The 23624-nt window shown below is 39.2% G+C and carries 22 protein-coding genes and 1 riboswitch; of the genes, 18 read left to right on the top strand and 4 right to left on the bottom strand.

Features of this window, described 5'->3' with window-relative positions:
* Positions 1-4 precede the first annotated feature (4 nt).
* The 10 genes from AC0VYV_RS19130 to AC0VYV_RS19085 all read left to right on the top strand — a co-directional run bounded on the left by AC0VYV_RS19130 (position 5) and on the right by AC0VYV_RS19085 (position 13510).
* The gene (locus AC0VYV_RS19130) at positions 5-1483 is read left to right on the top strand and encodes a circularly permuted type 2 ATP-grasp protein (protein WP_475365886.1); all 1479 of its coding nucleotides are present in this window, start codon (positions 5-7) and stop codon (positions 1481-1483) included.
* On the top strand, positions 1464-2429 hold the full coding sequence (locus AC0VYV_RS19125; protein ID WP_475365885.1) for an alpha-E domain-containing protein: 966 nt from the start codon (positions 1464-1466) through the stop codon (positions 2427-2429). Before AC0VYV_RS19130 ends, AC0VYV_RS19125 begins: the two co-directional genes overlap by 20 nt.
* A complete protein-coding gene (locus AC0VYV_RS19120) occupies positions 2426-3292 on the top strand; it encodes a transglutaminase family protein (RefSeq protein ID WP_303534152.1) in 867 nt (288 codons plus the stop codon). Before AC0VYV_RS19125 ends, AC0VYV_RS19120 begins: the two co-directional genes overlap by 4 nt.
* A 157-nt stretch (positions 3293-3449) precedes the next feature.
* Entirely contained in the window at positions 3450-4643 is a 1194-nt protein-coding gene (locus tag AC0VYV_RS19115; protein WP_430245788.1) for a CdaR family transcriptional regulator, read from the top strand.
* Positions 4644-4785: 142 nt separating this feature from the next.
* The gene (locus AC0VYV_RS19110) at positions 4786-6513 is read left to right on the top strand and encodes a sugar phosphorylase (RefSeq protein WP_475365884.1); all 1728 of its coding nucleotides are present in this window, start codon (positions 4786-4788) and stop codon (positions 6511-6513) included.
* Positions 6510-7649 carry a glycerate kinase family protein gene (locus AC0VYV_RS19105; RefSeq protein WP_475367992.1) on the top strand — a complete coding sequence of 380 codons (1140 nt, stop codon included), beginning with the start codon at positions 6510-6512 and terminating at the stop codon, positions 7647-7649. The genes AC0VYV_RS19110 and AC0VYV_RS19105 overlap by 4 nt, the downstream gene beginning before the upstream one ends.
* A gap of 3 nt (positions 7650-7652) precedes the next feature.
* Entirely contained in the window at positions 7653-9284 is a 1632-nt protein-coding gene (locus AC0VYV_RS19100) for a sodium:solute symporter family protein (RefSeq protein ID WP_430245793.1), read from the top strand.
* 15 nt (positions 9285-9299) lie between these two features.
* Entirely contained in the window at positions 9300-9839 is a 540-nt protein-coding gene (locus AC0VYV_RS19095) for a hypothetical protein (protein ID WP_430245794.1), read from the top strand.
* A gap of 190 nt (positions 9840-10029) precedes the next feature.
* On the top strand, positions 10030-12996 hold the full coding sequence (gene fdhF, locus AC0VYV_RS19090; protein ID WP_430245796.1) for a formate dehydrogenase subunit alpha: 2967 nt from the start codon (positions 10030-10032) through the stop codon (positions 12994-12996).
* A complete protein-coding gene (locus tag AC0VYV_RS19085) occupies positions 12980-13510 on the top strand; it encodes a helical membrane plugin domain-containing protein (RefSeq protein WP_430245797.1) in 531 nt (176 codons plus the stop codon). The genes fdhF and AC0VYV_RS19085 overlap by 17 nt, the downstream gene beginning before the upstream one ends.
* Positions 13511-13556: 46 nt before the next feature.
* On the opposite strand, the gene AC0VYV_RS19080 is transcribed toward AC0VYV_RS19085, so the two are convergent.
* Entirely contained in the window at positions 13557-14039 is a 483-nt protein-coding gene (locus AC0VYV_RS19080; RefSeq protein ID WP_475372936.1) for a VanZ family protein, read from the bottom strand.
* 176 nt (positions 14040-14215) lie between these two features.
* Here AC0VYV_RS19080 and AC0VYV_RS19075 point away from each other — a divergent pair, with 176 nt between their 5' ends.
* The 3 genes from AC0VYV_RS19075 to AC0VYV_RS19065 all read left to right on the top strand — a co-directional run bounded on the left by AC0VYV_RS19075 (position 14216) and on the right by AC0VYV_RS19065 (position 16573).
* Positions 14216-15544, top strand: coding sequence for a UDP-glucose dehydrogenase family protein (locus AC0VYV_RS19075; protein ID WP_475374120.1), 1329 nt, complete (start codon positions 14216-14218; stop codon positions 15542-15544).
* Positions 15545-15873: 329 nt separating this feature from the next.
* Positions 15874-16026, top strand: coding sequence for a hypothetical protein (locus AC0VYV_RS19070; protein ID WP_303534131.1), 153 nt, complete (start codon positions 15874-15876; stop codon positions 16024-16026).
* Between the two features lie 133 nt (positions 16027-16159).
* On the top strand, positions 16160-16573 hold the full coding sequence (locus AC0VYV_RS19065) for a hypothetical protein (RefSeq protein WP_430245802.1): 414 nt from the start codon (positions 16160-16162) through the stop codon (positions 16571-16573).
* Between the two features lie 88 nt (positions 16574-16661).
* On the opposite strand, the gene AC0VYV_RS19060 is transcribed toward AC0VYV_RS19065, so the two are convergent.
* Positions 16662-16802: a hypothetical protein gene (locus tag AC0VYV_RS19060; RefSeq protein ID WP_404683357.1), complete on the bottom strand. Its 141-nt coding sequence runs from the start codon at positions 16800-16802 to the stop codon at positions 16662-16664.
* A gap of 44 nt (positions 16803-16846) precedes the next feature.
* Positions 16847-16935, bottom strand: a riboswitch (cyclic di-GMP riboswitch).
* A gap of 333 nt (positions 16936-17268) precedes the next feature.
* Positions 17269-17406 (bottom strand): hypothetical protein, encoded by a 138-nt coding sequence (locus AC0VYV_RS19055; RefSeq protein WP_475372933.1) that lies wholly within the window; start codon positions 17404-17406, stop codon positions 17269-17271.
* Between the two features lie 194 nt (positions 17407-17600).
* Here AC0VYV_RS19055 and AC0VYV_RS19050 point away from each other — a divergent pair, with 194 nt between their 5' ends.
* From AC0VYV_RS19050 to AC0VYV_RS19030, 5 genes are all read left to right on the top strand, one after another.
* The gene (locus AC0VYV_RS19050) at positions 17601-18056 is read left to right on the top strand and encodes an SRPBCC family protein (protein WP_475374119.1); all 456 of its coding nucleotides are present in this window, start codon (positions 17601-17603) and stop codon (positions 18054-18056) included.
* A 53-nt stretch (positions 18057-18109) separates the two neighbouring features.
* Positions 18110-18592: a VanZ family protein gene (locus AC0VYV_RS19045; protein ID WP_475374118.1), complete on the top strand. Its 483-nt coding sequence runs from the start codon at positions 18110-18112 to the stop codon at positions 18590-18592.
* A gap of 283 nt (positions 18593-18875) precedes the next feature.
* The gene (locus AC0VYV_RS19040) at positions 18876-21113 is read left to right on the top strand and encodes a SpoIID/LytB domain-containing protein (protein ID WP_475374117.1); all 2238 of its coding nucleotides are present in this window, start codon (positions 18876-18878) and stop codon (positions 21111-21113) included.
* A 133-nt stretch (positions 21114-21246) separates the two neighbouring features.
* Positions 21247-21534, top strand: a complete 288-nt coding sequence (locus AC0VYV_RS19035; RefSeq protein WP_226615331.1) for a hypothetical protein — start codon at positions 21247-21249, stop codon at positions 21532-21534.
* Between the two features lie 289 nt (positions 21535-21823).
* Complete coding sequence (locus tag AC0VYV_RS19030; protein WP_430245811.1) at positions 21824-22816, top strand: Gfo/Idh/MocA family protein; 993 nt, start codon at positions 21824-21826, stop codon at positions 22814-22816.
* A gap of 18 nt (positions 22817-22834) precedes the next feature.
* On the opposite strand, the gene AC0VYV_RS19025 is transcribed toward AC0VYV_RS19030, so the two are convergent.
* Complete coding sequence (locus AC0VYV_RS19025; RefSeq protein WP_475374116.1) at positions 22835-23611, bottom strand: HAD-IIB family hydrolase; 777 nt, start codon at positions 23609-23611, stop codon at positions 22835-22837.
* Positions 23612-23624 lie beyond the last annotated feature (13 nt).

The raw sequence follows: 23624 nt of genomic DNA, 5'->3' as shown, positions 1-23624 counted from the left end.
GCTGATGTTTCATTCGTATAAAGTAGATGGTTACTTTGATGAAATGCTTGAAGAAGGCAAGAAACCAAGGGGACATTGCAAACCGTTCCATGAGAAATTAAACGAGGTAGCTCCGGAAGAATTACAGTCGAGGTATGAACTAGCGCAAAGCGATTTTCTTCGCCAGGGCATTACGTTTACCGTTTATAGTGACAATGAGGGTACAGAACGGACAATGCCATTTGATTTTGTTCCCAAAATAATTCCACCAGACGAATGGCAACATCTTGAGCGAGGACTCATGCAGCGATTTGATGCGCTCAATGCTTTTCTTGATGACGTCTATCACGAACAAAACATTCTTAAAGACGGCATTATTCCACGGGATCTGATCGTCAATTGCCAGCATTTTTTCGAACAAGTGGCAGGGATTGATCTTCCGAGAAGGCAGCATATTTTTATGGCAGGAATTGATTTAATTCGGGATGATAATGGGGAGTATCGCGTTCTAGAAGATAATCTTCGTAATCCCTCTGGCCTCTCTTATGTTTTTCAAAACCGTTATGTAATGAGAAAAGTTTACCCTGAATTTTTCAATCAATATTCTGTTCAATCTCTTGAACAGCAATTTTCATATCTTCACTCAGCAATGGCCTCGCTTGCTCCTGATGATAGCACATCACCGACGATTGTATTATTAACACCTGGTGTTCATAATTCAGCATACTACGACCACTCTTTTATTGCTCAGCGAACAGGAATTGAACTCGTAGAAGGCAGAGACCTTGTTGTGAGGGAGCGACAGGTGTTTATGAAAACTGCTCGTGGATTGAAGAAGGTAGATGTGATCTATCGTAGAATAGACGACGAGTTTCTTGACCCACTGGAATTTCGTGAAGATTCGCTTCTTGGGGTTCCAGGGCTCATTGATGTGTATCGTGCGGGAAATGTTTCGATATTAAATGGTATTGGTAATGGAGTTGCCGATGATAAAGCGATCTATCATTTTGTTCCTGATATGATTCGCTATTATTTAAAGGAAGAGCCACTAGTGAAAAATGTCGATACATATCTTCTGAGATATGACGATCAGTTGGAATATGTTCTTGATCATTTGTCAGAGTTAGTCGTCAAACACACGAACGCTTCAGGCGGTTATAACATGCTCATCGGTCCTCATGCTACGGAAGAGGAGATTGAAGCCTATCGAGCGCAAATTTTAAAAAATCCATCTGAATTTATTGCTCAACCGACAATTAAATTATCTCGCCTCCCAGCATTTAAAGAAGACCGCTTTGCTGCATGTCACGTTGATCTTCGCGTGTTTATATTTGGTGGAGAGAAGACTCACGTATTTCCTGGTGGGTTAACACGTGTCGCTCTCAAGGAAGGGTCTCTTGTTGTCAATTCTTCACAAGGAGGCGGAGCGAAAGATACGTGGGTACTAGAAGAGAATCCAATTGTAACGGGGGGGAGTGACAACCATGCTAAGCAGAGTAGCTGATTCGCTTTATTGGTTAACCCGAAATGTCGAACGAGCAGAGAATAATGCGCGATTGATCGCGGTTAAGTTAACGAGTCGTCTTGAGAATGCCAATCCAATCGAAGAGACGAATCAGAACTGGTATGAACTGATTGAAATAAGCGGATTTCAAGAAGTTTTTGATGAAGAACATGATCGATCGATGGATCGAAATGTGATGGAGTTTCTACTGTTTTCAGGAAAAAATCCTAATTCAGTACTCAATACAATAACTATTGCTAGGGAAAATGCACGCGCCGTTCGAGAAATTATTCCCAATGAACTATGGGAAAGTATTAATTCTTTTTATTTAAAATTAAAGCAACAAAGCCACACGCCATGGACGATGGAAGAAGTTAGCGATATTTGTGAATTTGTTAAGAAGGAATCTCTTCTATTTCAGGGGATTGTTGAAGCAACAATGCCGCGAGGAGATGCTTATCTTTTCATGGAGATGGGTAAACACCTGGAAAGAGCTGAGAAGGCAGCTCGCATATTAGATGTTTATTATCACAAAAATTTAGAGAGCTACCAGAATACAGAAATTGTGGAGTATCATCACTGGTGGTCAGTTCTTCAATCTGTGAGTGGACATGAAGCTTACATTAAAACGTATCGACCGTTGATTAAAAGTCGCAATGTCGCTGAGTTTTTCATTTTAAATGCTGAGTTTCCGAGGTCAATGATGTACTGTATTCAAAAAGTGCGAAATGCATTTGTCGCGCTTGAAGATGGTCATGTCGAACATTATTCAGAATCACTTGCACAAGAGCTCGAGCACCTTGCCAATGATCTTTATGATTTTTCAATCGAAGAAATTTTGAATCAAGGAGCTCATGCGTTTCTTCAGAGTTTTCAACACAGATGTATGACGATCGGCATGCACATTACGAAAACCTACTACCTGGGGGAAGTTGTGATACCATGAAATATGAAGTTACCCAAACGAACACTTATCACTATGAGCTGCCAGTAAGGCAGAGTATTAATCAGTTCAGATTGCGACCACTTCATGATGTGCAACAAACGCTTCATGACTATCGCGTTCGCATCCAACCTGAAAGTAAGACTTACGGACATACCGACTATTGGGGCAACTATGTTGAAACGTTCTATCTATGGGGTGAACATCAAGATCTTGAAATTGAAACGATTTCAACGATTGAAATTCATCCACTTGCGCTGGATGTTACTTTACCACTTACGGATAACCAGCTAGCTGAACTTCATTCAGAATCTTTTAAGCAAGCACATGCCGAATATATGATCGAAACGGATTATACGACAATCTCCAAGCACGTGATGGAAGAAGAAACGCGAGAGCTTTGGGCAAATGCTAGAGATGAACTTGACTTCGCAGTGAAGCTTAATGAACATATTTATAACACGATGGAGTACGTGTCAGGAGCCACAAATGTTGAAACGACCGCTGAAAAAATTCTCACTCATCGTACAGGCGTTTGTCAGGATTATACTCATCTAATGCTTGCGCTCTGTAGGCATCGAGGAATTCCAGCTCGCTATGTTAGTGGATATATTTATATTGGGGAGAATTCCGCTTACCGTGGGGACGCGGCAACTCATGCGTGGCTTGAAGTAAAAGTGCCGGGCCTAGCCTGGATTGGCCTTGATCCAACGAATAATGCCGTAGCTCGCGAACAGCACATTCGGATTGCAGTAGGCCGAGACTATCGTGATATTTCTCCTCTAAAAGGGGTATATATCGGCGGAGCTCACACGCTTAACGTTAGTGTAGGTGTAAAGAATCTAGAAGAACGGGTCAGCGGGTAAGAAGCTGCCCGTTTTTTATATTAGAAATTCTTCCATCACTAAAACAGCTTGAAAGCATGGAAATAGTAGTAGCATTCATGTAAGGTTTTGTTTATTAGATATTTTTTTCTTAAGCGATACCTTTACCGCTAATCAAACAGAAAAGAGGCGACAATGGTTGATTATTTCACCTCCGCTAGCTCAATCAATCGTAGAAGAAACAGAGAGGATCATTAGTCGCAATATTAATTTTATGGATAGTGAAGGAAAAATTATTGCTAGTACTGATCCAAATCGTATCGGGCACTTCCATGAAGGAGCCTATAATGTTCTGCAACGGCAACAAAGTTTAGTGATCGAAGAGGATGATGAGTTAGAAGGAACGAGAAAAGGCATAAACCTCCCCGTTTTTTTGCATGACCAGATTATTGGTGTGATCGGTATTACCGGAGCCCCTGAAGAAATCAAACAGATGGGCGAGGTAATCCAAAAAATGACTGAAATTCTTGTAAAGGAAGCTTACTTTGATGAACAGCTCGAACTAGAAGATCGAGCGAAAGAAGCGTTTATTGATGAATGGATCGATGGAAAGTGGGAAAATGATAAATTATTTGCATCAAGAGGATGGATTCTTGGCATCAATGTCCATATTCCGAGAGTCGCTGTCATTCTTGATATGATCGGGATGAATGATCTTATTTATAATAAATTATCAAGCTACCAAGCTGATGTTAAAGGAGAACTTGAAATTCAGCGTTTTCGTCGAGATATTCTTCAAGAGATTCAATCGAGGTTTCCACCCAATAGTCAGCATGTGATCATACCAACAGGAAGTACACGTTATATTCTTTTATTATCCGTTAATGATCAAGTGGCCGAGGTGAATCGTAAAGGAAAGATTCAATTTCGACTGGAACAAATCCAGCAAGCTATCGAATCTTCTTACCCCTTCACAATGGCTGCGGGTATTGGAAGGATGTATACAACGCCACGAGAAATATCAAGGTCTGTACAAGAAGCAGAGAAAGCCTTGCTTCATTCCAGAAAGCAGAGTAATTTGTTTTTCTATGATCAACTTGGCATTGAATCTTTTGTGTATGATCTCGCCCCAGAAGTGAGATTAGATTTTGTTGAACGGGTTCTCCCTTTAGAACAATTAGAGAAAAAAGATCAAATGATTGAAACGCTTGAAGCTTTCTATAAAGCAAATGGCTCCATTCAAAAAGCATCGAGTGATTTATATATCCATAAGAACACTCTTCAGTACCGCTTAAAGAAAATTAGTGAATTTACTGGATATGACCCTAGAAATTATGAGGATGCTGTTCTTCTGCAAGTAGCTCTTGCTTTTTATAAATCCAACCCTACGTAAAAGACACTTTGAAAAAAGTGTCTTTTATTATGTGTACTAAAAACATATGTGTAATACGCATTTTTTTAGTTCTCTGTAACATAGAAAGCTTTCGTGAGATTTAATAAACTAATAGTAGAACATAATTCGGGAGGCATAACAGATGAGAACATCAATTCAAGGGAGCATATACAACAAGTTAGAGCGACTATACGGAGAACAAAGAGCGCTTTCTGTGACATCTGAAGTAATGGAACTAATTAAATCATATAAGCGAAAGCAAATAGAGCCTGAGAAAAAATGGGTAGATGAAAAAGATATTATGATGATTACTTATGGTGATTCTATAAAAGAAGAGGGGGAAGTTCCTCTTAGAACGCTTCGAGAATTTTTATCTGATCACCTTACTAATGAAATCAATGCGGTGCATATTCTTCCTTTCTATCCTTATACGAGCGATGACGGATTTTCAGTAATGGATTATAAAACAATAAATGAAGAGCTTGGTAATTGGGACGATATTCAAGCGCTTTCTAATCAAACGGATCTAATGTTTGACGCTGTTATAAATCATATTTCAAGTGAAAGTAATTGGTTTAAAGAATATTTGAAAGGAAACGAGGCTTATCAGGATTACTTTATTGAAGCTGATCCTGAAGCGGATTATAGCAAAGTGACGCGTCCTCGCGCACTTCCTCTTTTAACAAAAGTTGAAACGAACAATGGAGAGAAGCACATTTGGACGACGTTTAGTGAAGATCAAATTGATTTAAATTACGAAAGTGATCGTGTGCTCTTTGAAGTCCTTGATATTCTTCTCACTTATGTTGAGAAAGGAGCACGCTTTTTAAGATTAGATGCGATTGGCTTTATGTGGAAAAAACTAGGTACGACATCGATTCACCTGGAGGAAACTCATTTGCTAGTGCAGGTTATGAGAGAAGTACTTGAAGAAGCAGCACCGGGAACGATCGTAATTACAGAAACCAACGTTCCCCATAAAGATAACATTAGTTATTTTGGGGACGGTTCAAACGAAGCCCATCTTGTTTATCAATTCCCTTTACCTCCATTGACGCTCCATTCCTTTCAAACTGGCGATGCATCGGAGTTAACGAAATGGGCCAAATCCCTTGAAGCTACTACGGAAACAACCACTTATTTTAACTTTTTAGCTTCCCATGATGGAGTAGGTGTTCGACCTGTAGAAGGTATCCTATCAGCATCTGAAGTGCAGAGAATGGCGGATAAAGTTCAAGAGAATGGTGGTTACGTATCTTATAAAAATAATGGTGATGGAACAAAGAGTCCATATGAATTGAACATTAATTATTTAGATGCGATTTCAAATAATGGAGAATCGAATGAGAAAAAGGCAAAGCGGTTTATTGCAGCTCAATCAGTCCTGCTTTCATTGATGGGCGTACCTGGTATCTACGTTCATAGTTTGCTAGGCTCTCAAAATGATCAAAGTGGCGTCGATGAAACAGGACGATACCGCTCGATTAATCGAGAGAAGCTAACACGATCAACGCTTGAAGATGAACTTCAAAAGGAAGGAAGCTTACGGAATCTAGTTTTCAATGATCTTAAGAAGCTTATCAGAACGCGCAAATCAACTAAAGCTTTTCATCCCAATGCTTCTCAAGAAGTGTTGGAAATGGATCAGCGCATTTTCTCTGTTGTTCGTACGAATGAACAGACGGGAGACAGAGTTGTAGCGATTACAAATGTTTCGGATGACACCGTTACGCTCAAACGAGAAATACTTGATCTTTATTTTGATGGTACTGCTTTCGATCTCATTTCCGAGTGTGAAATTTCTTCGAATATAACGTTATCTCCTTATGAAGTTCTTTGGGTGTGTGCAACATCGGAGGTGAGTGAATGAGAATCGTTATAGCTCCTGATTCTTTTAAAGGATCTATGAGTAGTCTTAATGCCGCCCACGCCATTAATCGTGGGATAAAGGAAGTTATTCCTGATGCAGAAACGATTCTCATACCAATGGCAGATGGTGGAGAAGGAACAGTAGATGCATTAGCTACTATTCTTAATGGGCAAGAGATCGCCGTTGAAGGCATCAGTGATCCTCTTGGCCGGCCAATTAGGGCGACATATAGTTGGTTAGAATCAACATCTACTGCGATTATTGAAACAGCATCTGCTTCAGGTCTCCCTCTTCTTAAAGAAAGTGAACTCGATCCGCATCAAGCCTCTACTTATGGGACAGGACAGTTAATTGAGCATGCTCTGAATAAGAAGGCACGAAAAATCATACTCGGTTTAGGTGGTAGCGCAACTGTTGATGCAGGAACTGGTTGTTTTGAAGCGCTCGGGGTTCGGTTTCTCGATCAGAAAGGTGAAAGAATAAAGGCAGATGGAGCATCTCTTGCTCGTATTTCTTCTATCGACCTTACAGCATTAGATTCTCGTCTGAATGACGTAGAAGTTGTAGTAGCGTCTGATGTAACGAATCCTTTACTTGGGAAGGAAGGCGCTATTTCTGTGTTCGGTCCACAAAAGGGTGTAAACGATATTAGTAGATTTGAAGCTGGAATGAAAAACTATGCGAATAGAGTGAGTGAAAAATTTGGCATGAATCTGGAGAACAGCGATGGAAGCGGAGCAGCTGGCGGGTTTGGTTTTAGCCTACTAGCCTACTTAGATCCAATTTTTATGAGCGGCTTCTCTTTACTTGCTGAGCATAGCTGTTTAAAAGAACAAATGAAGTCGAGTCACTTAGTGATTACGGGAGAAGGAAAGCTAGATGCCCAAACGTTATATGGTAAAGTGCCTTCGGGTATTTCTCGGCTAGCTAAATCTGTTAATGTTCCTGCGATCGCTTTCGCTGGTACTTCTACGATTCTAGAAGATAGGGAGATGGGCATTATGACCGTTCTACCTATTATTGATGAGCCAATGGAATTGAAAGAAGCCATGACTCGAGGACCAGAGTTATTGTACCGTGCAAGCAAGCGCTTTATGACGCTTTATCAATGGATTAATGAGGGGAAGGGAGAATAGAAAATGAGCCAATTCACAATGCTAGATTACGTGGTTCTTGTTGTTTATATTCTTGGGATTGCTTGGTTTGGAGCGCGTTTTGGAAAGAATCAAAACACGACAAAGGATTACTTTCTTGGCGGAAGAAGCATTCCGTGGTGGGCAATCGGGCTTTCAGTTATGGCAACACAAGCGAGTGCGATCACATTTATAGGTGCACCTGGTTGGGGATATGAAGGTGGACTAGAGCGCATTAACACGTTTATTAATGTGCCGCTTGCAATGGCTTTTCTTATCGCTACAATTGTCCCTTTTTTCTATCGAGCAGAAGTTTATACGGCTTATGAGTATTTAGAGAGACGCTTCGGAACGGGAACACGAACATTATCCGCCGCCCTCTTCTTAGTGGCTCGAGGACTTGCGACAGGTGTCGTTCTTTATGCCCCAGCATTAGTACTATCCGTTGTAACTGGATGGGATATTAAGATAACGATTATTTTAATGGCTGTGATAGCGGTATCATATACCGTGCTTGGTGGGATCAGTGCCGTTATCTGGACTGACGTAATCCAAATGTTCGTATTATGGTTAGGTGCGGCTATTAGTATCGTAGTTATTTTAGTGAAAGTTCCGGGCGGAATGACTAGTATTCTTGCCAGCGCTTCAGACGCAGGTATGCTCCAATCGCTCAATTTCTCCTTTGACCTTTCCATTGAATATAGCGTATGGGCTGGTGTGATTGGCGGCTTCTTCCTTCATGCTGCTTACTTTGGAACAGACCAAAGTCAAATTCAGCGTGTTTTAACAAGTAAGTCAATACGCGAAAGTAAACTTTCACTCGTTCTAAGTGGAGTTCTATTAATCCCGCAAATGCTGCTTTTCCTTTTTATCGGTATACTTTTGTTTGCATTCTATCAAACATTTGGTGACCCAAATGTTGATAACTTGAATGAACTATTTCCACTATTCGTTGTAAACCAATTACCAGCAGGAATTTCGGGTCTTATTATTGCAGGGGTGTTTGCAGCCGCTATGTCTAGCCTGGACTCTGCTCTTAATTCATTGTCAGCCGTGTCGATTCGAGATTTCTATGGTCAATTCGTTAAAAAGAATGCATCGGATCAGCATTATTTAAAAGCATCGCGATGGGCTACAATTTTTTGGGGAATTTACGCAACAATTTTCGCTTTCTTTGCAGCTAATCTTGGTCCGGTTATTGAAGCTGTAAATAAGATAGGCTCCTATTTCTATGGTGCACTTCTGGGTGTGTTTATCCTCGCCATTTTTACAAAGCGAACAAACGGCGTAGGTGCAGTGACTGGTATTATAGCGGGGATGCTTTCTGTTTGGGGCGTTACTCAGTTTGCTGAAGTATCATGGTTATACAATAATTTCGTAGGGGCGATTGTTTCAGTAGGGGTTGGATATGTTGTTAGCTTTATTGGAGCAAAACCTAAAGCTGAGAAACTAGCAGGGCTTACGCTGTTTGATTTAGATGACGATATACAAGAAGTGTTAAAAGCACGTTCTGAAGCAGCGTCGTCTCTAAGTGATGAAGAAATTGAAGAAGAACGCCGTACGTCAAGATGGCCGATTTATTTAGTTGGGTATTTCGTTGTCGTTATGATTGTGCTCTATCTCATAGGCCTGATCTAAAGGAGGTTATAGAAGATGACTTATTATATTGAACCAACAATTGATCGGCAGAAAGCTTTGAAAGCGATGAAACAATATACCTCTAGTCTGCTGCTGCGCATCGTTGAAAATAAAAAAAGGATTGAATCGAGTGAACTCGTTTATCTCCCTTTTTGGATGTATGAGTATCATCTAAAAACAACCTCATTAAAAGAAGGAATTACCGGAAGAATTGCAATCGAGTCAATCTCTGAACAAGCAGCTATTCTACCAGTGGACTACCCTCTTAAAGAAGGGAAGGTTCCTGGGGAAATGTTTACCCATTGTTCTCCAGATCCAGATAAAGCAAAACATGCGTTATATTGGGAAGCGTTTGGAAAAGAAAAAAAGAAAAAACAGATCAACATTTCTTTAGAGGAACCATCCAAACTGTATTTGCCTTATTGGGTAGGCTATATCAAAGGAAATAGAAGAGAAGTTTATATGGTGGATGGCGTAACTGGAAAAGTTGATTTACCAATGAAAGATTCTTTTCTCCATCATTTAAAAAATCAACTGAAGCACAGCTCGATATGAGCTGTGTTTTTTTGATTTTACTTAAATGTGATAATCAACACTAGAAGCCTTAATATCTTACGAAAAGCAAGAGCATTTAAATATTTTAATAGGTTAATAAATATTTTTTAGAAAATATTGTCTAAACCAATAATAAGTAGGGAAAGAAATAATTAGTAATACTGAAAATTATGATAAAGGGTGATGTCATTTGTCGGATTCCATCCATGTAACGATTAATGGTAAAAGTGAACAGATTTCAAGTGAGAAAAGTGTGCTTCAAGCACTTAATGATCATAATCTAGACTTGCCGAGCATATGTTATCATCCAAGTCTTGGAGCTATCGAAACTTGTGACACATGTATGGTGGAAGTAAACGGAGAAGTTGTAAGAGGTTGTTCAACGACTCTCTCAAATGGAGATAGCATTAACACAACAGCTTCTCACGTAAAGGAAGCTCAGAATATTGCAATGGATCGTATTCTTCATAATCACGAGCTTTATTGTACTGTCTGTGATTACAATAACGGCACGTGTGAAGTACATAATACGGTGAAACAAATGAAGATGAATCATCAGGCGATTCCTTTTGAACAAAAACCAGACCCTGTTGATAATTCAAATCCTTTCTATCGATACGATCCAGATCAGTGTATTCTTTGCGGACGCTGCGTCGAAGCTTGCCAGGATGTGCAGGTAACAGAGACGTTAACAATTGATTGGGAGAGAGAACGTCCGCGCGTCATCTGGGATAATGACGTTGATATTAATGAATCTTCTTGTGTTTCTTGTGGACATTGCTCAACCGTGTGTCCTTGTAATGCCATGATGGAGAAAGGCATGGAAGGTGAGGCTGGCTTTTTAACTGGTATTCAACAGGATACGCTTCGCCCTATGATCGAATTAACAAAAAACGTGGAAACTGGGTATAATTCTATTCTTGCGATATCTGATATGGAATCGTCCATGCGTGAAAATGAAATTAAAAAAACAAAAACCGTATGTACGTATTGCGGTGTAGGATGTAGTTTTGACATTTGGACAAAAGGGAGAGATATCTTAAAAGTAGAGCCACAAGTAGAAGCTCCAGCGAACGGGATTTCTACTTGTGTAAAAGGGAAATTTGGCTGGGATTACGTAAATAGTGAAGAACGTTTAACAAAACCACTTATTCGAGAAGGTGATTCATTTAGAGAAGCAGAATGGGAAGAGGCACTTAAACTCATTAGCCGAAAGTTTTTTGAGGTGAAAAAAGATTATGGTGCAAATGCTCTTTCCTTTATTAGTTCTTCCAAGTGTACAAATGAAGAATCGTATTTAATGCAGAAGCTAGGAAGAAGTGTCATTGGAACAAATAACATTGATAACTGCTCTCGCTATTGCCAAACTCCAGCAACGGTAGGGTTATTCCGTACAGTAGGCCACGGTGGTGATGCTGGATCGATAAAAGATATCGAAATGTCTGAGCTTGTCATTGTTATTGGATCGAACACTTCGGAATCTCATCCTGTTTTATCAACAAGGGTAAAGCGTTCGAATAAATTGAACGGTCAAAAACTCATCGTATCCGATTTGAGAAAACATGAAATGGCTGAACGCTCTGATTTATTTATTCGTCCTTCTTCAGGTTCTGATCTTGTTTGGCTCTCTGCCGTAACGAAGTATATTATTGATCAGGGGTGGGCTGATGAGGCTTTCTTGAAGGATCGCGTGAATGGTCTTGATGACTATATCGCCAGTCTTGAGAAGTACACTATGAGCTATGCATCTGAAGTAACAGGGATTAAAGAGGCGGAATTAATCCAAATCGCTGAAATGATCCATGAAGCAAAGACAACTGTAGCGCTATGGGCAATGGGCGTCACACAACATAGTGGCGGGTCAGATACGAGTACTGCCATCTCAAATTTACTTCTTGTTACTGGAAATTATGGCAAACCAGGAGCAGGTGCCTATCCACTTCGAGGTCATAATAATGTCCAGGGTGCGAGTGACTTTGGAAGCATGCCTGATAAAATGCCTGGTTACGAAAATGTGACCGATCAAAAAGTGCGTGATAAGTATGAAAAAGCATGGGGAACGCCACTTCCTGAAGAAGTCGGCTTAAATAATCATGAAATGGTCGAACATATTCATGAAGGAAAATTAAAAGCGATGTATTTAAAAGGAGAAGACATGGGAATTGTCGATTCTAACATTAACCATGTTCACGCTGCATTTGAGAAGCTAGACTTCTTCGTCGTGCAAGATCTTTTCCTTACGAAGACAGCGCAGTTTGCAGATGTCGTACTTCCAGCGAGTCCAAGCCTTGAAAAAGAAGGAACGTTTACAAACACGGAACGCCGTTTTCAACGTCTCTATCAGGCACTAGAACCACTTGGTGATTCGAAACCCGACTGGAAAATCATCATGGAAATCGCAAACGAAATGGGAGCAGGTTGGGATTATGACAGTCCGAGTGACATTATGGCTGAGGCTGTTCAGCTTGCTGACATGTTTGCTGGGGTTTCTTATGAACGTCTTGAAGGATATAAGAGTCAGCAGTGGCCAGTTGCGGCAGATGGCACGGATTCACCACTACTCTTTACAGAAGAATTTCCGTTTCCGGATGGAAAAGCAAGACTATTCCCAGTCGAATGGACAAAACCACTCGAGTACGATGAGCAGTACGATCTTCATGTTAATAATGGGCGTTTGCTAGAGCATTTTCATGAAGGAAATATGACGTATCGAAATGAAGGCATTAAATCGAAAACACCAAGTACGTTCGTTGAAGTTTCTCCTGAATTAGCAGAAGAAAGAGGGTTATCTGACGGAACGTTAGTTAGACTTGTGTCACCATATGGAGCTGTTAAGATTAAATGTCTTGTAACAGACCGTGTGCAAGGAAAAGAAGTATACATTCCGCTAAATGATCAAGATGATGCGGCGATTAACTTACTTACAAGTAGCAAGGCGGATAAAGATACTGACACACCTGTTTATAAAGAAGTGAAAGCGAAGATGGAAATTTTGAAAGACAAAGGGACTTCACCACTTCCAAAGATCAATCATCGCTATGGAAATCCACAGCCTCAAAAAGGGGTCATGGTTGAGCGGAAATGGGCTAGAAAAGATTATCTCTTCCCTGGAGATATGGTGAAAAAGGAGGGCATTAACTATGGCAAAAGCCATTAAGCAAATCAAACGTATTGAAGTTTCTGAAGAAGAGAAACGCGCGAGTGATCTTAGAGAGATTGAAGATGCTTTGATTGAAAATAAAGATGCCCTTCTTGAAACATTAAGCGTTGTAGGTGGGATGAAAGATCGAGGCATCTTAACGCTTTTAAACGGTCTTTTTGGAGAAGGCGACCGCGTTCTGAAGGTCATCGTCGATCTATTAAATGTTCCGGAAAATACAACGGCGTTAAAAAATCTGATGCTTCTCTTTGGAGCAGCAGGAAAGATTAATGTTCAGGATCTTGAGCCATTGCTTTTAAAGGTAAACTCAGGTATTGAGAATGTTGCTGAGCATTCTGAAGACAACGAGAAGACTAGTTATCTGAGTCTTCTTCGCGCACTAAAAGATCCGGAGATTAATCGATCTTTAACCATTCTAATCACTTTTTTGAAAGGGATGGGGAAAGATATTGAGAACGAAGAGCAAATGACCGATAAATCACAGTCCTCTGAGGCGAGACAGGATCTTTAACTTTCTATAATTTCGCTGAAAAGCCCCGCAAATTGAGCGGGGCTTTTCAGCGTGCAGCTTTACTTTTTCTTTGTGAGATGATGACAAAGGCCATAAACGTAAGCACTATACCTAATGAGTCTGGTACAAGCACATCAATTAAATGTCCCGTTCTACCCTCAACGAGACTTTGATGGTATTCATCAAATAATGCATAGAGAAAAGCTGTTAATGAGCCTAGGATAAGGGATGCTTTTCGATTGCTTTCTTTCCATGCCATGATACATAAAAAAGCTAGTAAACCGAACGAGGCAACATGGGCTCCTTTCCTAAGAAAAAATTCAACATATTGATATGGCGCTGAAGGTGTAACAAGTGCACCATCATAGGTGAATTCAATTGGGGGTAAATCCTCTTCTTGGATCGAAATCATTCCTTTAAAGAACGGTTTCATATCCTGTTTTTGATAAGGGGTATTAGAGGAGATGAAAAGTATGATCATCATTAAGAGTGCGAGGCTAAGCCATTTTCGCTTACCGAACCATTTCATGCATTTTCCACTTTCTTTCTTAAGCAGTTTAGTCCCTATCATACCGAATTTCGTGCATAATAGGGAGTGGTTTTCCAAAGAAATATTAAGATTTTGTGTTGATCGAGTGAAGGGGATCTGAAATTATTTCTGCTCACTTATAATAGAAAATAGATGAAAGAGAAAGGAGATATAAGATGAAGATTGCTGTCATCGGTACCGGTTATGTCGGTCTAGTAACAGGAGTATGCCTAGCTGAAATCGGCCATCAAGTAACGTGCGTTGACGTCGACCACAAGAAAATTGCGATGATGACTGACGGCTATTCGCCTATTTTCGAACCTGATTTAGAGAAGTTAATGAAAAGAAATTTATTGGATGATCGGCTTCACTTTACAACAGCTCATCAGGAAGCATTGGCAACGGTGGACGTGATCTATATTGCGGTCGGTACACCACAACGATCTGATGGAACGTCCGACCTTCAATACATCCAGCAAGCTGCCCGACATATTGGGACATCACTTCAGCAGGATAGTATCGTTGTAACGAAAAGTACGGTCCCCGTAGGAACAAATGAACTGATACAAAAGTGGATTGAGCAAACGTTAAGGTCGAACATTAAAATAGAAGTTGTTTCAAATCCAGAATTCTTACGAGAAGGTTCAGCTGTATATGACACGTTTCATGGAGATCGAATTGTTATTGGATCAGAGAATAAAACAGCCGCCGCAGTATTAGAAGACATTAATCAGCCTTTTGGCATTCCAATTTATCATACGGATCGGAAAAGCGCTGAACTAATTAAATATGCGTCTAACGCATTTCTAGCAACGAAGATAAGCTTTATAAATGAAATATCAGCTATTTGTGAAAAAGTTGGGGCAAATGTAGATGATGTGGCTCTTGGAATGGGAAAGGATAAGAGAATTGGGGATCAATTCCTACAAGCTGGGATTGGCTATGGGGGCTCGTGTTTTCCAAAAGATACAAACGCTCTAGTACAAATTGCAGGTAATAACCAACATAACTTTCAGTTGTTGAAATCTGTTATCGAGGTCAACAATACTCAGCAAAATAAGCTTATTCAAAAAGCGAAAGAGGTAGTTGGACCACTTCAAGGGAAAAGAGTAGCGTTACTCGGTTTAGCTTTCAAACCTAATACAGACGATATGCGTGAGGCGGCCTCTATCCCAATTGCTCGCTCTTTAGTAGAAGAAGGAGCAGAAGTTCTTGCTTTTGATCCCATTGCGATATCGAATGCTAAAGGCCACTTGCCTAAAGAAGTGATCTTTAAAGAATCCTTAATAGAGGTTTTAACTGGAGCAGATGCGGCACTCATCATAACAGAATGGAAAGAAATTAAAGAGCTAGATTTAGATGTATATGTGAAACGAATGACTTCTCCCATTGTGATAGACGGAAGGAATTGTTATTCATTAGAAGATACGGCGAAATATCCACTACACTATATCTCTATAGGTCGGCCCACCATTAATCAATTACAAGTCTCTTCAACGGTTTAATAATTCGACAAAGCAGCCTTAGCTGTTCGTCGAATTTTTTTTGAACTTTTTATATTGAGCTATTTACGTAAACATTCTTACTGAGGGGAGGGGGGCTCGCTCCAGGAAGCTTCTTTATACAAAAATTTTACTCAAATGAGCAAAAATCGAGATCTAAATTTGTAAGATAACATAGCTTGAAATTTTAATAACAGATCAAAAATATCTCGAGTTCAGAATATTTTTACTTGAAAAAACCATCCACTTTGGTAAAATATGTTTGTCAGTACACTTTATGGAGACAACTAGGATTTCTGAATGAAATAAAAAAGATTGAATGGAGTGGTGAAATGGTAGAGAAAACGTGTGATAAATGTCAAAAACCTTCTTATAGCAGTAATTATCAAGGAGAATGGATTTGTCCATATTGTGGAAAAGATTTAACGGAAATTCAAGTGAACAATGAGGACTACCTTTATAAGGCAGTAGTAGAGAAGAAATAACCTATAATGGACCTACTTATTTTCTTTAGGACGAGCTTTGCGTGAAAAGCTCTGGGTGATGGTTAGTGGTACTTGTCACCTGAATGAAAGACGCCTAGAATAATGAATATTCGACTTAAAAGGATAGTGTGATATGGGAGAGTTTATCAAGTTAATCGTTGCCATTGTTAATGAGCTTCATGATATTGTCATTATGTTAATGTATAGCCTAGGCTTTTCCGTCACAGATAAACAACTACACTTTTGGGTGATTGGCTTACTAGGGATGGGAGGATTTATTGTTGTGCAATTCTTGTTCCGTATACTTGCAAATTGGAGTATCACAGCGATTTCGTTTATTTATACGGTAACTGTATTGCTTGTAGTCGTTTTTGCCATTGAAATTCAACAGAAAATCACCGGAAGAGGAAATATGGAGTTTGCAGACGCTGTTGTTGGACTGCAGGGCTTTATTGTGTTATTTATACTATATGTGGCCATACGCCTTATTTTAATTGGAATAAAAAAGCTACGTAAATCAGTAACAAATAAGAGCGATGCGAAGTAGATGACCTGAAGTGAGGGTTGTCTTTTTTATTTTGTTCAAAAAAGATCAATAAAATAGGAGAGCTACGATTCGCTCCCCTTCCCCGGTTTTAATATGTCATTTGTGTAAGGAAAGCAATAGCTGCTCCAATCACAATAGCTGAAACGGGTAGAAGAAGATAAACCATCTTCTCTTTACGTTGTCGTCTGTACTGGATTTCCTCTGGCGTTAGCCATGATTCTCTCATCATTCATATCCCCCTTGGTTCTTGCAACAATCGCAGTGGAGGCCGTATTCGGCAGCTGGCTGACTGTCGGAAATCAGTCCGCGAAGTCCCTATAGCTTTGCGTCATCATTTTTCAATGATTTTGCCATTCTCGTACGATTAGTAGCATATAAAAATAAGAAAACGAAGTCATAAAAAATTAAAAATTGTCGAAAAATGACTACAGTTTCAAGTATAGCGTATTCTGGAAACGATGTATATTGGGAAAGTGCATTTAATTTGTTTTATCAAATATAGATTTTGTAGAGCAGGTTTCCCAATGTCATATTTAAAGCGTGAATGCTTTCTTTCGAAGATTTCGTAAAGCCCGGTTTTATTGAGAAAGCGTAAAGCAAACGCTAAAATAACAAATAATCGAACTCCTATAGAGAGCCTTCCACCCTTTAAAAACAGAAAACGAAGCAGAAAAAAGAAAACAGTAAAAAAACACTTAAAATCCACTATTAGCGGCTATCGCAATAACAACTCCTAACAGAATGGATAGGATAGGAATGGCAAGGAAAAGGATCTTTTCCTTGCGTTTTTTTTGAAATTGAATTTCTTCAGGAGTTTTCCAGTTTCGTCTCATATGAATCCGCCCAGTAACGTCACTTTCATGTATAATGCGCGTGAAAGTGATGTGTCTTTTATTTTTATTATCGGTTCATTTGTTTAAATAATTTAGCCTTAAATGTCGAATTTTATGAAATAATCTTTATGGCCTGTTTTTATTCAAAATAATGGTAGAGAATAAGGTCTAAAGAATTATGGAGGTGTTGATACATGCCTGTTATTTACCTGGAAACATTGATTGAAGCTCCTATTGAAATCTGCTTCAATTACGCAAGAAGTGTTGAAGCACATATGAGAAGCACAGAGCAAACAAATGAGAAAGCGGTAAGCGGGGTTACGAAAGGATTGCTAGGCAATGGTGATGTCGTTACATGGGAAGCGACTCACTTTGGCATTAAGCAAAGATTAACCGCCAAAATCACTGGGATGCAGGAACCAGATTGGTTTATTGATGAAATGACAAAAGGAGCATTTAAATCGTTTGTTCATACTCATCGTTTTGAGGAAATCGATGATGTAACGTTAATGATCGATGTATTTAGTTATGAAGCTCCATTCGGTTTAATTGGTGGCATCGCAAACCTTTTGTTTTTTAAAAAGTATATGAAAAATCTGTTAGAAAAAAGAGCCATTAAATTAAAGAAAATGGCTGAACGAACGGAATAGTCTTTTCCCGATTAGGCGATACTTAAGAGAGCTTATGTAGGGAGGAGACAATCATGTCGGTGTCCTGGACTATCGTTTCGGTTTGTATCCAGTGCTGGTTAGGAATCGGTTTTTTGATTTCATGTATGGCAGTACTTACACTAATAGGGCATGAACCAGCTCCTTTCATTGTGGATGGTGTATCCTCCATCATCCAGTCAAGAGAGTTCCAATACGGACCTTTGACGTTAAGTTTAGAAAAAAACGGAGAACTAGGATTGGCACATTTTGTCGTTCGTAAGCTAGGTCACTTCTTTGTTTACAGTTTCATAGCATTAGTATTACTACAGCTATTTAAAGGAGACCCATCAGTTTTTCGTACATTAATTGTCATAATAATTGTAGCTATTTTTGCTGTAACGGATGAATTTATTCAAGCCTTTTTACCAGAAAGGACAGCGTTAATCACTGATGTGATTGTGGATCTTGCAGGATGCCTACATAGCGTTATCCTTTATAAAATATGGCATTACTCCATCTTAAAAGCTCTCGCATAGCGGGAGCTTTATTAATGTGAAAGCTCAGCTTATACTGTTGAGTTTTGGAACAGAGCGTAGAAGCAAAATGCAACATTTCTCATTAACATATACCCTTTCAAAAATCACTACTATTATTTTTATAGTAAAAATAACCTATAGTTTCGACAATGTACCTGGGTATTCTATGTTATTTTTGTAATATTCGTCATTTGGATGATATTTTAATGTAAAATTTATGCTAAAGTGTTAAAAAGGGAGAATAGAACTAATATTTTCTTAAAAAATCTTAGGGGGAAAAGATTTGAAACTTTTTACGTCACTTTTGATTGGCATTTTAGCATTTTCTTTATCCATGAATGGTGTTCAGGCTGCAGGAGAGTCAGTTACGGTTAAACTAGTAAACTATATTAAGGATACGACCGTAATCAAATTTAATGTGACAGGCAGTTATCAGATTGAAAGTAGTAGCATTAAAATAGACAGCTCCCAGGCTGATGAATACAGTGTAAAAGCTGAAGCGGGTAAAGTGGTCCTTTATCGAGGCAATACCCAGCTTGAAGATTTCGGGGACTCTATGACGATTGTTCCAACAATATCCAAAGCGATGGACAGCTATGTGGGAATAGGTGACAAAAAATATCTCGGAGAAATGAAATTTGCAATTGATGGAAAGTACATCCGTCCGATAAATACGCTCTCTATTGAGGAATATTTAAAAGGGGTAGTGCCAAGCGAAATGCCGGCCTACTGGGGAAATAATGGTGGAATGGAAGCATTAAAAGCCCAGGCAATCGCTGCTAGGACTTTCGCTTTACCACAGAAAGATTCTCTAATGGATAGTCAATCCAGTCAAGTTTATAAAGGTTATGACTGGTATCAAACGACAAACGAAGCGGTAGATGCAACTGCTGGAAAAGCACTAAAGTATAACGGGAAGTACATAGGTGCCTTTTATTCTTCCACAAATGGTGGAATGGTTATGTCCAATACGAACTCGTGGGGAAGTAGTTGGATTCCATATTTGCAGACGAAAGTAGATCCATATGATGAGAAGATGATAACAAGCTTTGATTATTGGGACTATACATTAGGAAAGCAACAAATTGACACTAAAAAACTAGATTTGAAAAAGCCTGAGTCCTGGTGGTCTAACGTGACTGAGCTAAGTTCAAACGTAACAGAAATAAAGAATATGAAGTCATGGCTATTATCTAAAGGGAAAATCAAATCTGCAGATGAAATAAAAATCACCGATATTTCGAATATTAATTTCACAGTTCCACCATTTAAATCTGATGAAGTATTAAGAGGTAGTGTCGAGATTCAGTATTTTTTAAAAAGCAAAGATGGATTTGTTATGGATACAAATGGGGAATTGAAAAAGCATACGATGAAAATCGAGGATACTTCTTATAATATCCGATTTATGATTGGTACAACGATTATGAAAAGTCCTTATGTGAAAGAAATTAAACAAACGAGTAATTCATTTGTCGTCTCAGGTAGTGGGTTTGGGCATGGTATTGGAATGAGCCAATACGGAGCTTATCAACAGTCCAAAGATGGACGTAATTACGAACAAATTCTATCATTCTATTATCCTGGGACAGAATTAGTCAAAGAATCATTTGAAACAAACTTGATTACACGACTTGCAGGAAATAATAGATATGAAACTAGCGTAGCTATATCAAAAGATGGGTGGAAGCATTCCTCAGATGTTGTTGTACTTGGAAGAGGAGATCTTTCAGTAGATGCTCTTACGGGAAGCGTTCTTGCTAAGAAGTACAATGCTCCATTACTTTTAACAAAAAGTGAGGGACTGCCTTCTGTCGTTGAGGAAGAATTAGATCGTTTACAACCTGAAAAGATTTATATTCTAGGTGGACCAGCAGCCATTTCAGAGAAGGTAATTGATCAACTTTCTACTAAAGGATATATTTCTGATGTAGAAAGAATAAGCGGTCAAAATCGATATGAAACGTCAATCGCAGTTGCTAATGAAGTAGGGAATAGTAATCAAGTGATCGTGACAACAGGAGATGACACTTCCCCTGATGCTCTATCAATCGCTCCTTATGCAGCTTCAAAGCAAATTCCAATCTTATTGACTAATAGTGAAAAGTTAAGTGAAGCTACTGGTTCGTATATGAATACAACGAAACCTGTTGCGGCTACGATTATCGGTGGGCAAAATGCGGTTTCAAGTGTTGTTGAGGACAAACTTGCTACAACTTCAACGGTCAAACGAGTTGCTGGCGATAATCGTTACGAAACAAGCGTGAAGATTGCAGAAACATTTGATTTTGAAAATAAGAGTGTTTTCTTTGCAAATGGAGATGTATTTATTGATGCACTTCCTGGATCGCCCTTTGCTGCTGCCATGAGCGCACCAGTCATTTTAACGAAGCAAAATAAACTATCGAATGAAGCTGAACAGTATGTTAAGAAATCAATGAGTAGAGAATACTACTTCTTGGGCGGGGAAGCTGCTATTAGTAAACCTGTTGAAGAAACAGTTGATAAACTATCAAATTAGCAATGGACACCTCTCTTAAAAATAGAGAGGTGTTTTATGTTATTATAATTAAAATGGGTAATTTCATTTTTATAAGAACGTGGACATAACGAGAGACATATAGCAAAATAAACTCAGATAAGGATGTGATGTCTTGCACCAGGAAAAAGAAATTGAAATACTGTGCGATGCTTTACGAACATATTGGAATGAACATCCAGAGAAAAGTCTCGGTCATTTGTTGAAAGATCTACATAACAAGTACGAAAAAACAGAAGCGTTTACGGAAACGGATGATAAGCACTGGTTGCACTGGTTGCTAGAAAATAGTAAGCAGCGAGATCTTATTGAAAAAAAATACCGTAACCAATCTCAAATTAAAGATTTAGAGCATCATATTCGTCCTGAGCTTATGGAAGTGATCAAGCGATTTGTAGATTGAGTCAATTGCTTTGTTACTGCTAGAGAAGCTCGTAGATTAGTTGCTAATATAAATGAAAACTTACTATGTAAGAATCACTAATTAAAAGAGCCGTACTCGTCATAACGAGTACGGCTCTTGTTTTCCTTATAATCAAAAGGGGGGATTAAAGGGATTACTTAATGTTTCGGTTTATACGCTATTACGCTGGGGGTAGAATGGTAGGAAGAATGAAAGAATTTGATACAGTTCTCTTCGTGGGATAATATGGTAAAATTATACGAGTATACTTAGAAAGGGAGTGCTAAATATGGGAATTAGATTTGGTATTATGGGAACAGCCAATATTGCTAGAAAAGCTGTTATTCCAGCTATTCAAAATGCTCAAGGTGCTGAAGTGGTAAGTGTTGCTAGCGGTAGTGGTCGAGCAAGAGAATTTGCAGCAGAAATGGGTATTGAGCATTATCATGACAGTTATGAAGCGATGCTAGATGATCAATCAATCGATGCGGTTTACATTCCACTTCCCAATACATTACACAAAAAATGGACAATTGCAGCGGCTCAAAAAGGAAAGCACGTACTATGCGAAAAGCCTGCTGCCATTACAGCCCGTGATGCCATGCAAATGGTGCAAGCCTGTGAAGACAACGGTGTTATTTTTATGGAAGCATTTATGTATCAATTCCATCCCCAACATGAAATTGTAAGAGAAGTGATTGCTTCAGGTGAAATTGGTGACGTCAAGCATATGCGTACTAATTTTTCATTTTATATCGGTGACAAACCAAATAACATCCGTCTCAACAGTGAACTAGGTGGTGGCAGCATCTGGGATGTGGGATGTTACTGTATTCACTCCTCTAGGTTCATTATTGGAAGCGAACCATTAAAAGTTTACGCTCAGGCTTCCATTCCTAAGGAAGTTGGCGTAGATCTTTCGGCTGCAGGAATCTTTACGTTTGCAAATGGAGTAACAGCTTCATTTGATTGTAGCTTTGAACGACAAATGAGCAATTCCTATGAAATTCTTGGTACAAAAGGAAGTATTCATGTTCCATTTGCATACCGTCCAGACGCGCCTGGAGCTGGTGGTTTAATTCGAATTAAAAATAGCGAAGGCAACGTGAGAGAAGAAATGGCTGAAGGTGAGCAGTATACACTTATGGTTGAACATTTCACGCGTTGTGTTGAAAACCAGCATACACCATCATATTCCGGCGAAGCGACAGTAAATAATTTGAAAACGATAGAAGCTTGCTATGAATCTATTGATAAAAATCAACCAGTTGAGCTAGTATAATAAAAAAAGCACATTGGATTAGCCAATGTGCTTTTCTAGAAGTTCCTTCGTTCCTTCTGAATAGGACTTCTTGCTTGAAATAGAAGTGATATTCTTTTCTTCTGGTGTTTCACCTTCTCCAACCCAATGAAACGTAATGTTATCTAATTCATGCTCTCTAGCAGTTACAGCCATAACCATATCGCCGCCGCTATCTCCAAAAACAAACACTTTATCGGCAGATTGGATTTCATCAATAATCCACGTCGCTCCAATTTTTTTAGACAAATCTGGATGAATCACATCGACCCCATAAGTGGAAACGACTGTTTTATTACCAGATTTAGAAGAAATCGAATCTACATCATCTGCGTATTCCTGTAGAGCTTCTCGTGTTTTCTTTAAGTGCTCTTTATTACCAGGGTCCCCATGTACGGCTTCAACCGTACCCATCGATTCTTTCGTCTGATCCCATTGAATAAGACCATCATATTGTTCTTTTTGACTAACTTTATATAATTTATCTTTTACCTCATCTTCAATCACATATTCCTCATCTAGCTCCCAGGAAGAAATATCGGTTCCGCGCCCTTTTATCGCCCCGTGCTCAGAAACACAATATAGGGAAGACCAATCAATTTCATCATCAAATAGAGGGAAGAGGTGATCGGAAAGCCAGCCTCTAGAACGCCCTGTGACGAAAGAAAGAATATGTCCCTCTGTTGCTAGCTTTTCAATCATCTTAACAACTTCTTTATCTGGTCTAGCATTCTCATCTGTTAGAACGCCATCAACATCAAACATATAAAAAGCCATATTAGCACTCTCC

This window comes from Anaerobacillus sp. QJM3NY_17 (assembly GCF_056173665.1).
This window is presented reverse-complemented; position numbering and strand designations above follow the sequence as displayed.

Bases quoted from the DNA above. Each gene is read 5' to 3' on its own strand.
- AC0VYV_RS19130 (WP_475365886.1), top strand. From the start codon at position 5: ATGTTTCATTCGTATAAAGTAGATGGTTACTTTGATGAAATGCTTGAA.
- AC0VYV_RS19125 (WP_475365885.1), top strand. From the start codon at position 1,464: ATGCTAAGCAGAGTAGCTGATTCGCTTTATTGGTTAACCCGAAATGTC.
- AC0VYV_RS19120 (WP_303534152.1), top strand. From the start codon at position 2,426: ATGAAATATGAAGTTACCCAAACGAACACTTATCACTATGAGCTGCCA.
- AC0VYV_RS19110 (WP_475365884.1), top strand. From the start codon at position 4,786: ATGAGAACATCAATTCAAGGGAGCATATACAACAAGTTAGAGCGACTA.
- AC0VYV_RS19105 (WP_475367992.1), top strand. From the start codon at position 6,510: ATGAGAATCGTTATAGCTCCTGATTCTTTTAAAGGATCTATGAGTAGT.
- AC0VYV_RS19100 (WP_430245793.1), top strand. From the start codon at position 7,653: ATGAGCCAATTCACAATGCTAGATTACGTGGTTCTTGTTGTTTATATT.
- AC0VYV_RS19095 (WP_430245794.1), top strand. From the start codon at position 9,300: ATGACTTATTATATTGAACCAACAATTGATCGGCAGAAAGCTTTGAAA.
- AC0VYV_RS19085 (WP_430245797.1), top strand. From the start codon at position 12,980: ATGGCAAAAGCCATTAAGCAAATCAAACGTATTGAAGTTTCTGAAGAA.
- AC0VYV_RS19080 (WP_475372936.1), bottom strand. From the start codon at position 14,039: ATGAAATGGTTCGGTAAGCGAAAATGGCTTAGCCTCGCACTCTTAATG.
- AC0VYV_RS19075 (WP_475374120.1), top strand. From the start codon at position 14,216: ATGAAGATTGCTGTCATCGGTACCGGTTATGTCGGTCTAGTAACAGGA.
- AC0VYV_RS19070 (WP_303534131.1), top strand. From the start codon at position 15,874: ATGGTAGAGAAAACGTGTGATAAATGTCAAAAACCTTCTTATAGCAGT.
- AC0VYV_RS19065 (WP_430245802.1), top strand. From the start codon at position 16,160: ATGGGAGAGTTTATCAAGTTAATCGTTGCCATTGTTAATGAGCTTCAT.
- AC0VYV_RS19060 (WP_404683357.1), bottom strand. From the start codon at position 16,802: ATGATGAGAGAATCATGGCTAACGCCAGAGGAAATCCAGTACAGACGA.
- AC0VYV_RS19055 (WP_475372933.1), bottom strand. From the start codon at position 17,406: ATGAGACGAAACTGGAAAACTCCTGAAGAAATTCAATTTCAAAAAAAA.
- AC0VYV_RS19050 (WP_475374119.1), top strand. From the start codon at position 17,601: ATGCCTGTTATTTACCTGGAAACATTGATTGAAGCTCCTATTGAAATC.
- AC0VYV_RS19045 (WP_475374118.1), top strand. From the start codon at position 18,110: ATGTCGGTGTCCTGGACTATCGTTTCGGTTTGTATCCAGTGCTGGTTA.
- AC0VYV_RS19030 (WP_430245811.1), top strand. From the start codon at position 21,824: ATGGGAATTAGATTTGGTATTATGGGAACAGCCAATATTGCTAGAAAA.
- AC0VYV_RS19025 (WP_475374116.1), bottom strand. From the start codon at position 23,611: ATGGCTTTTTATATGTTTGATGTTGATGGCGTTCTAACAGATGAGAAT.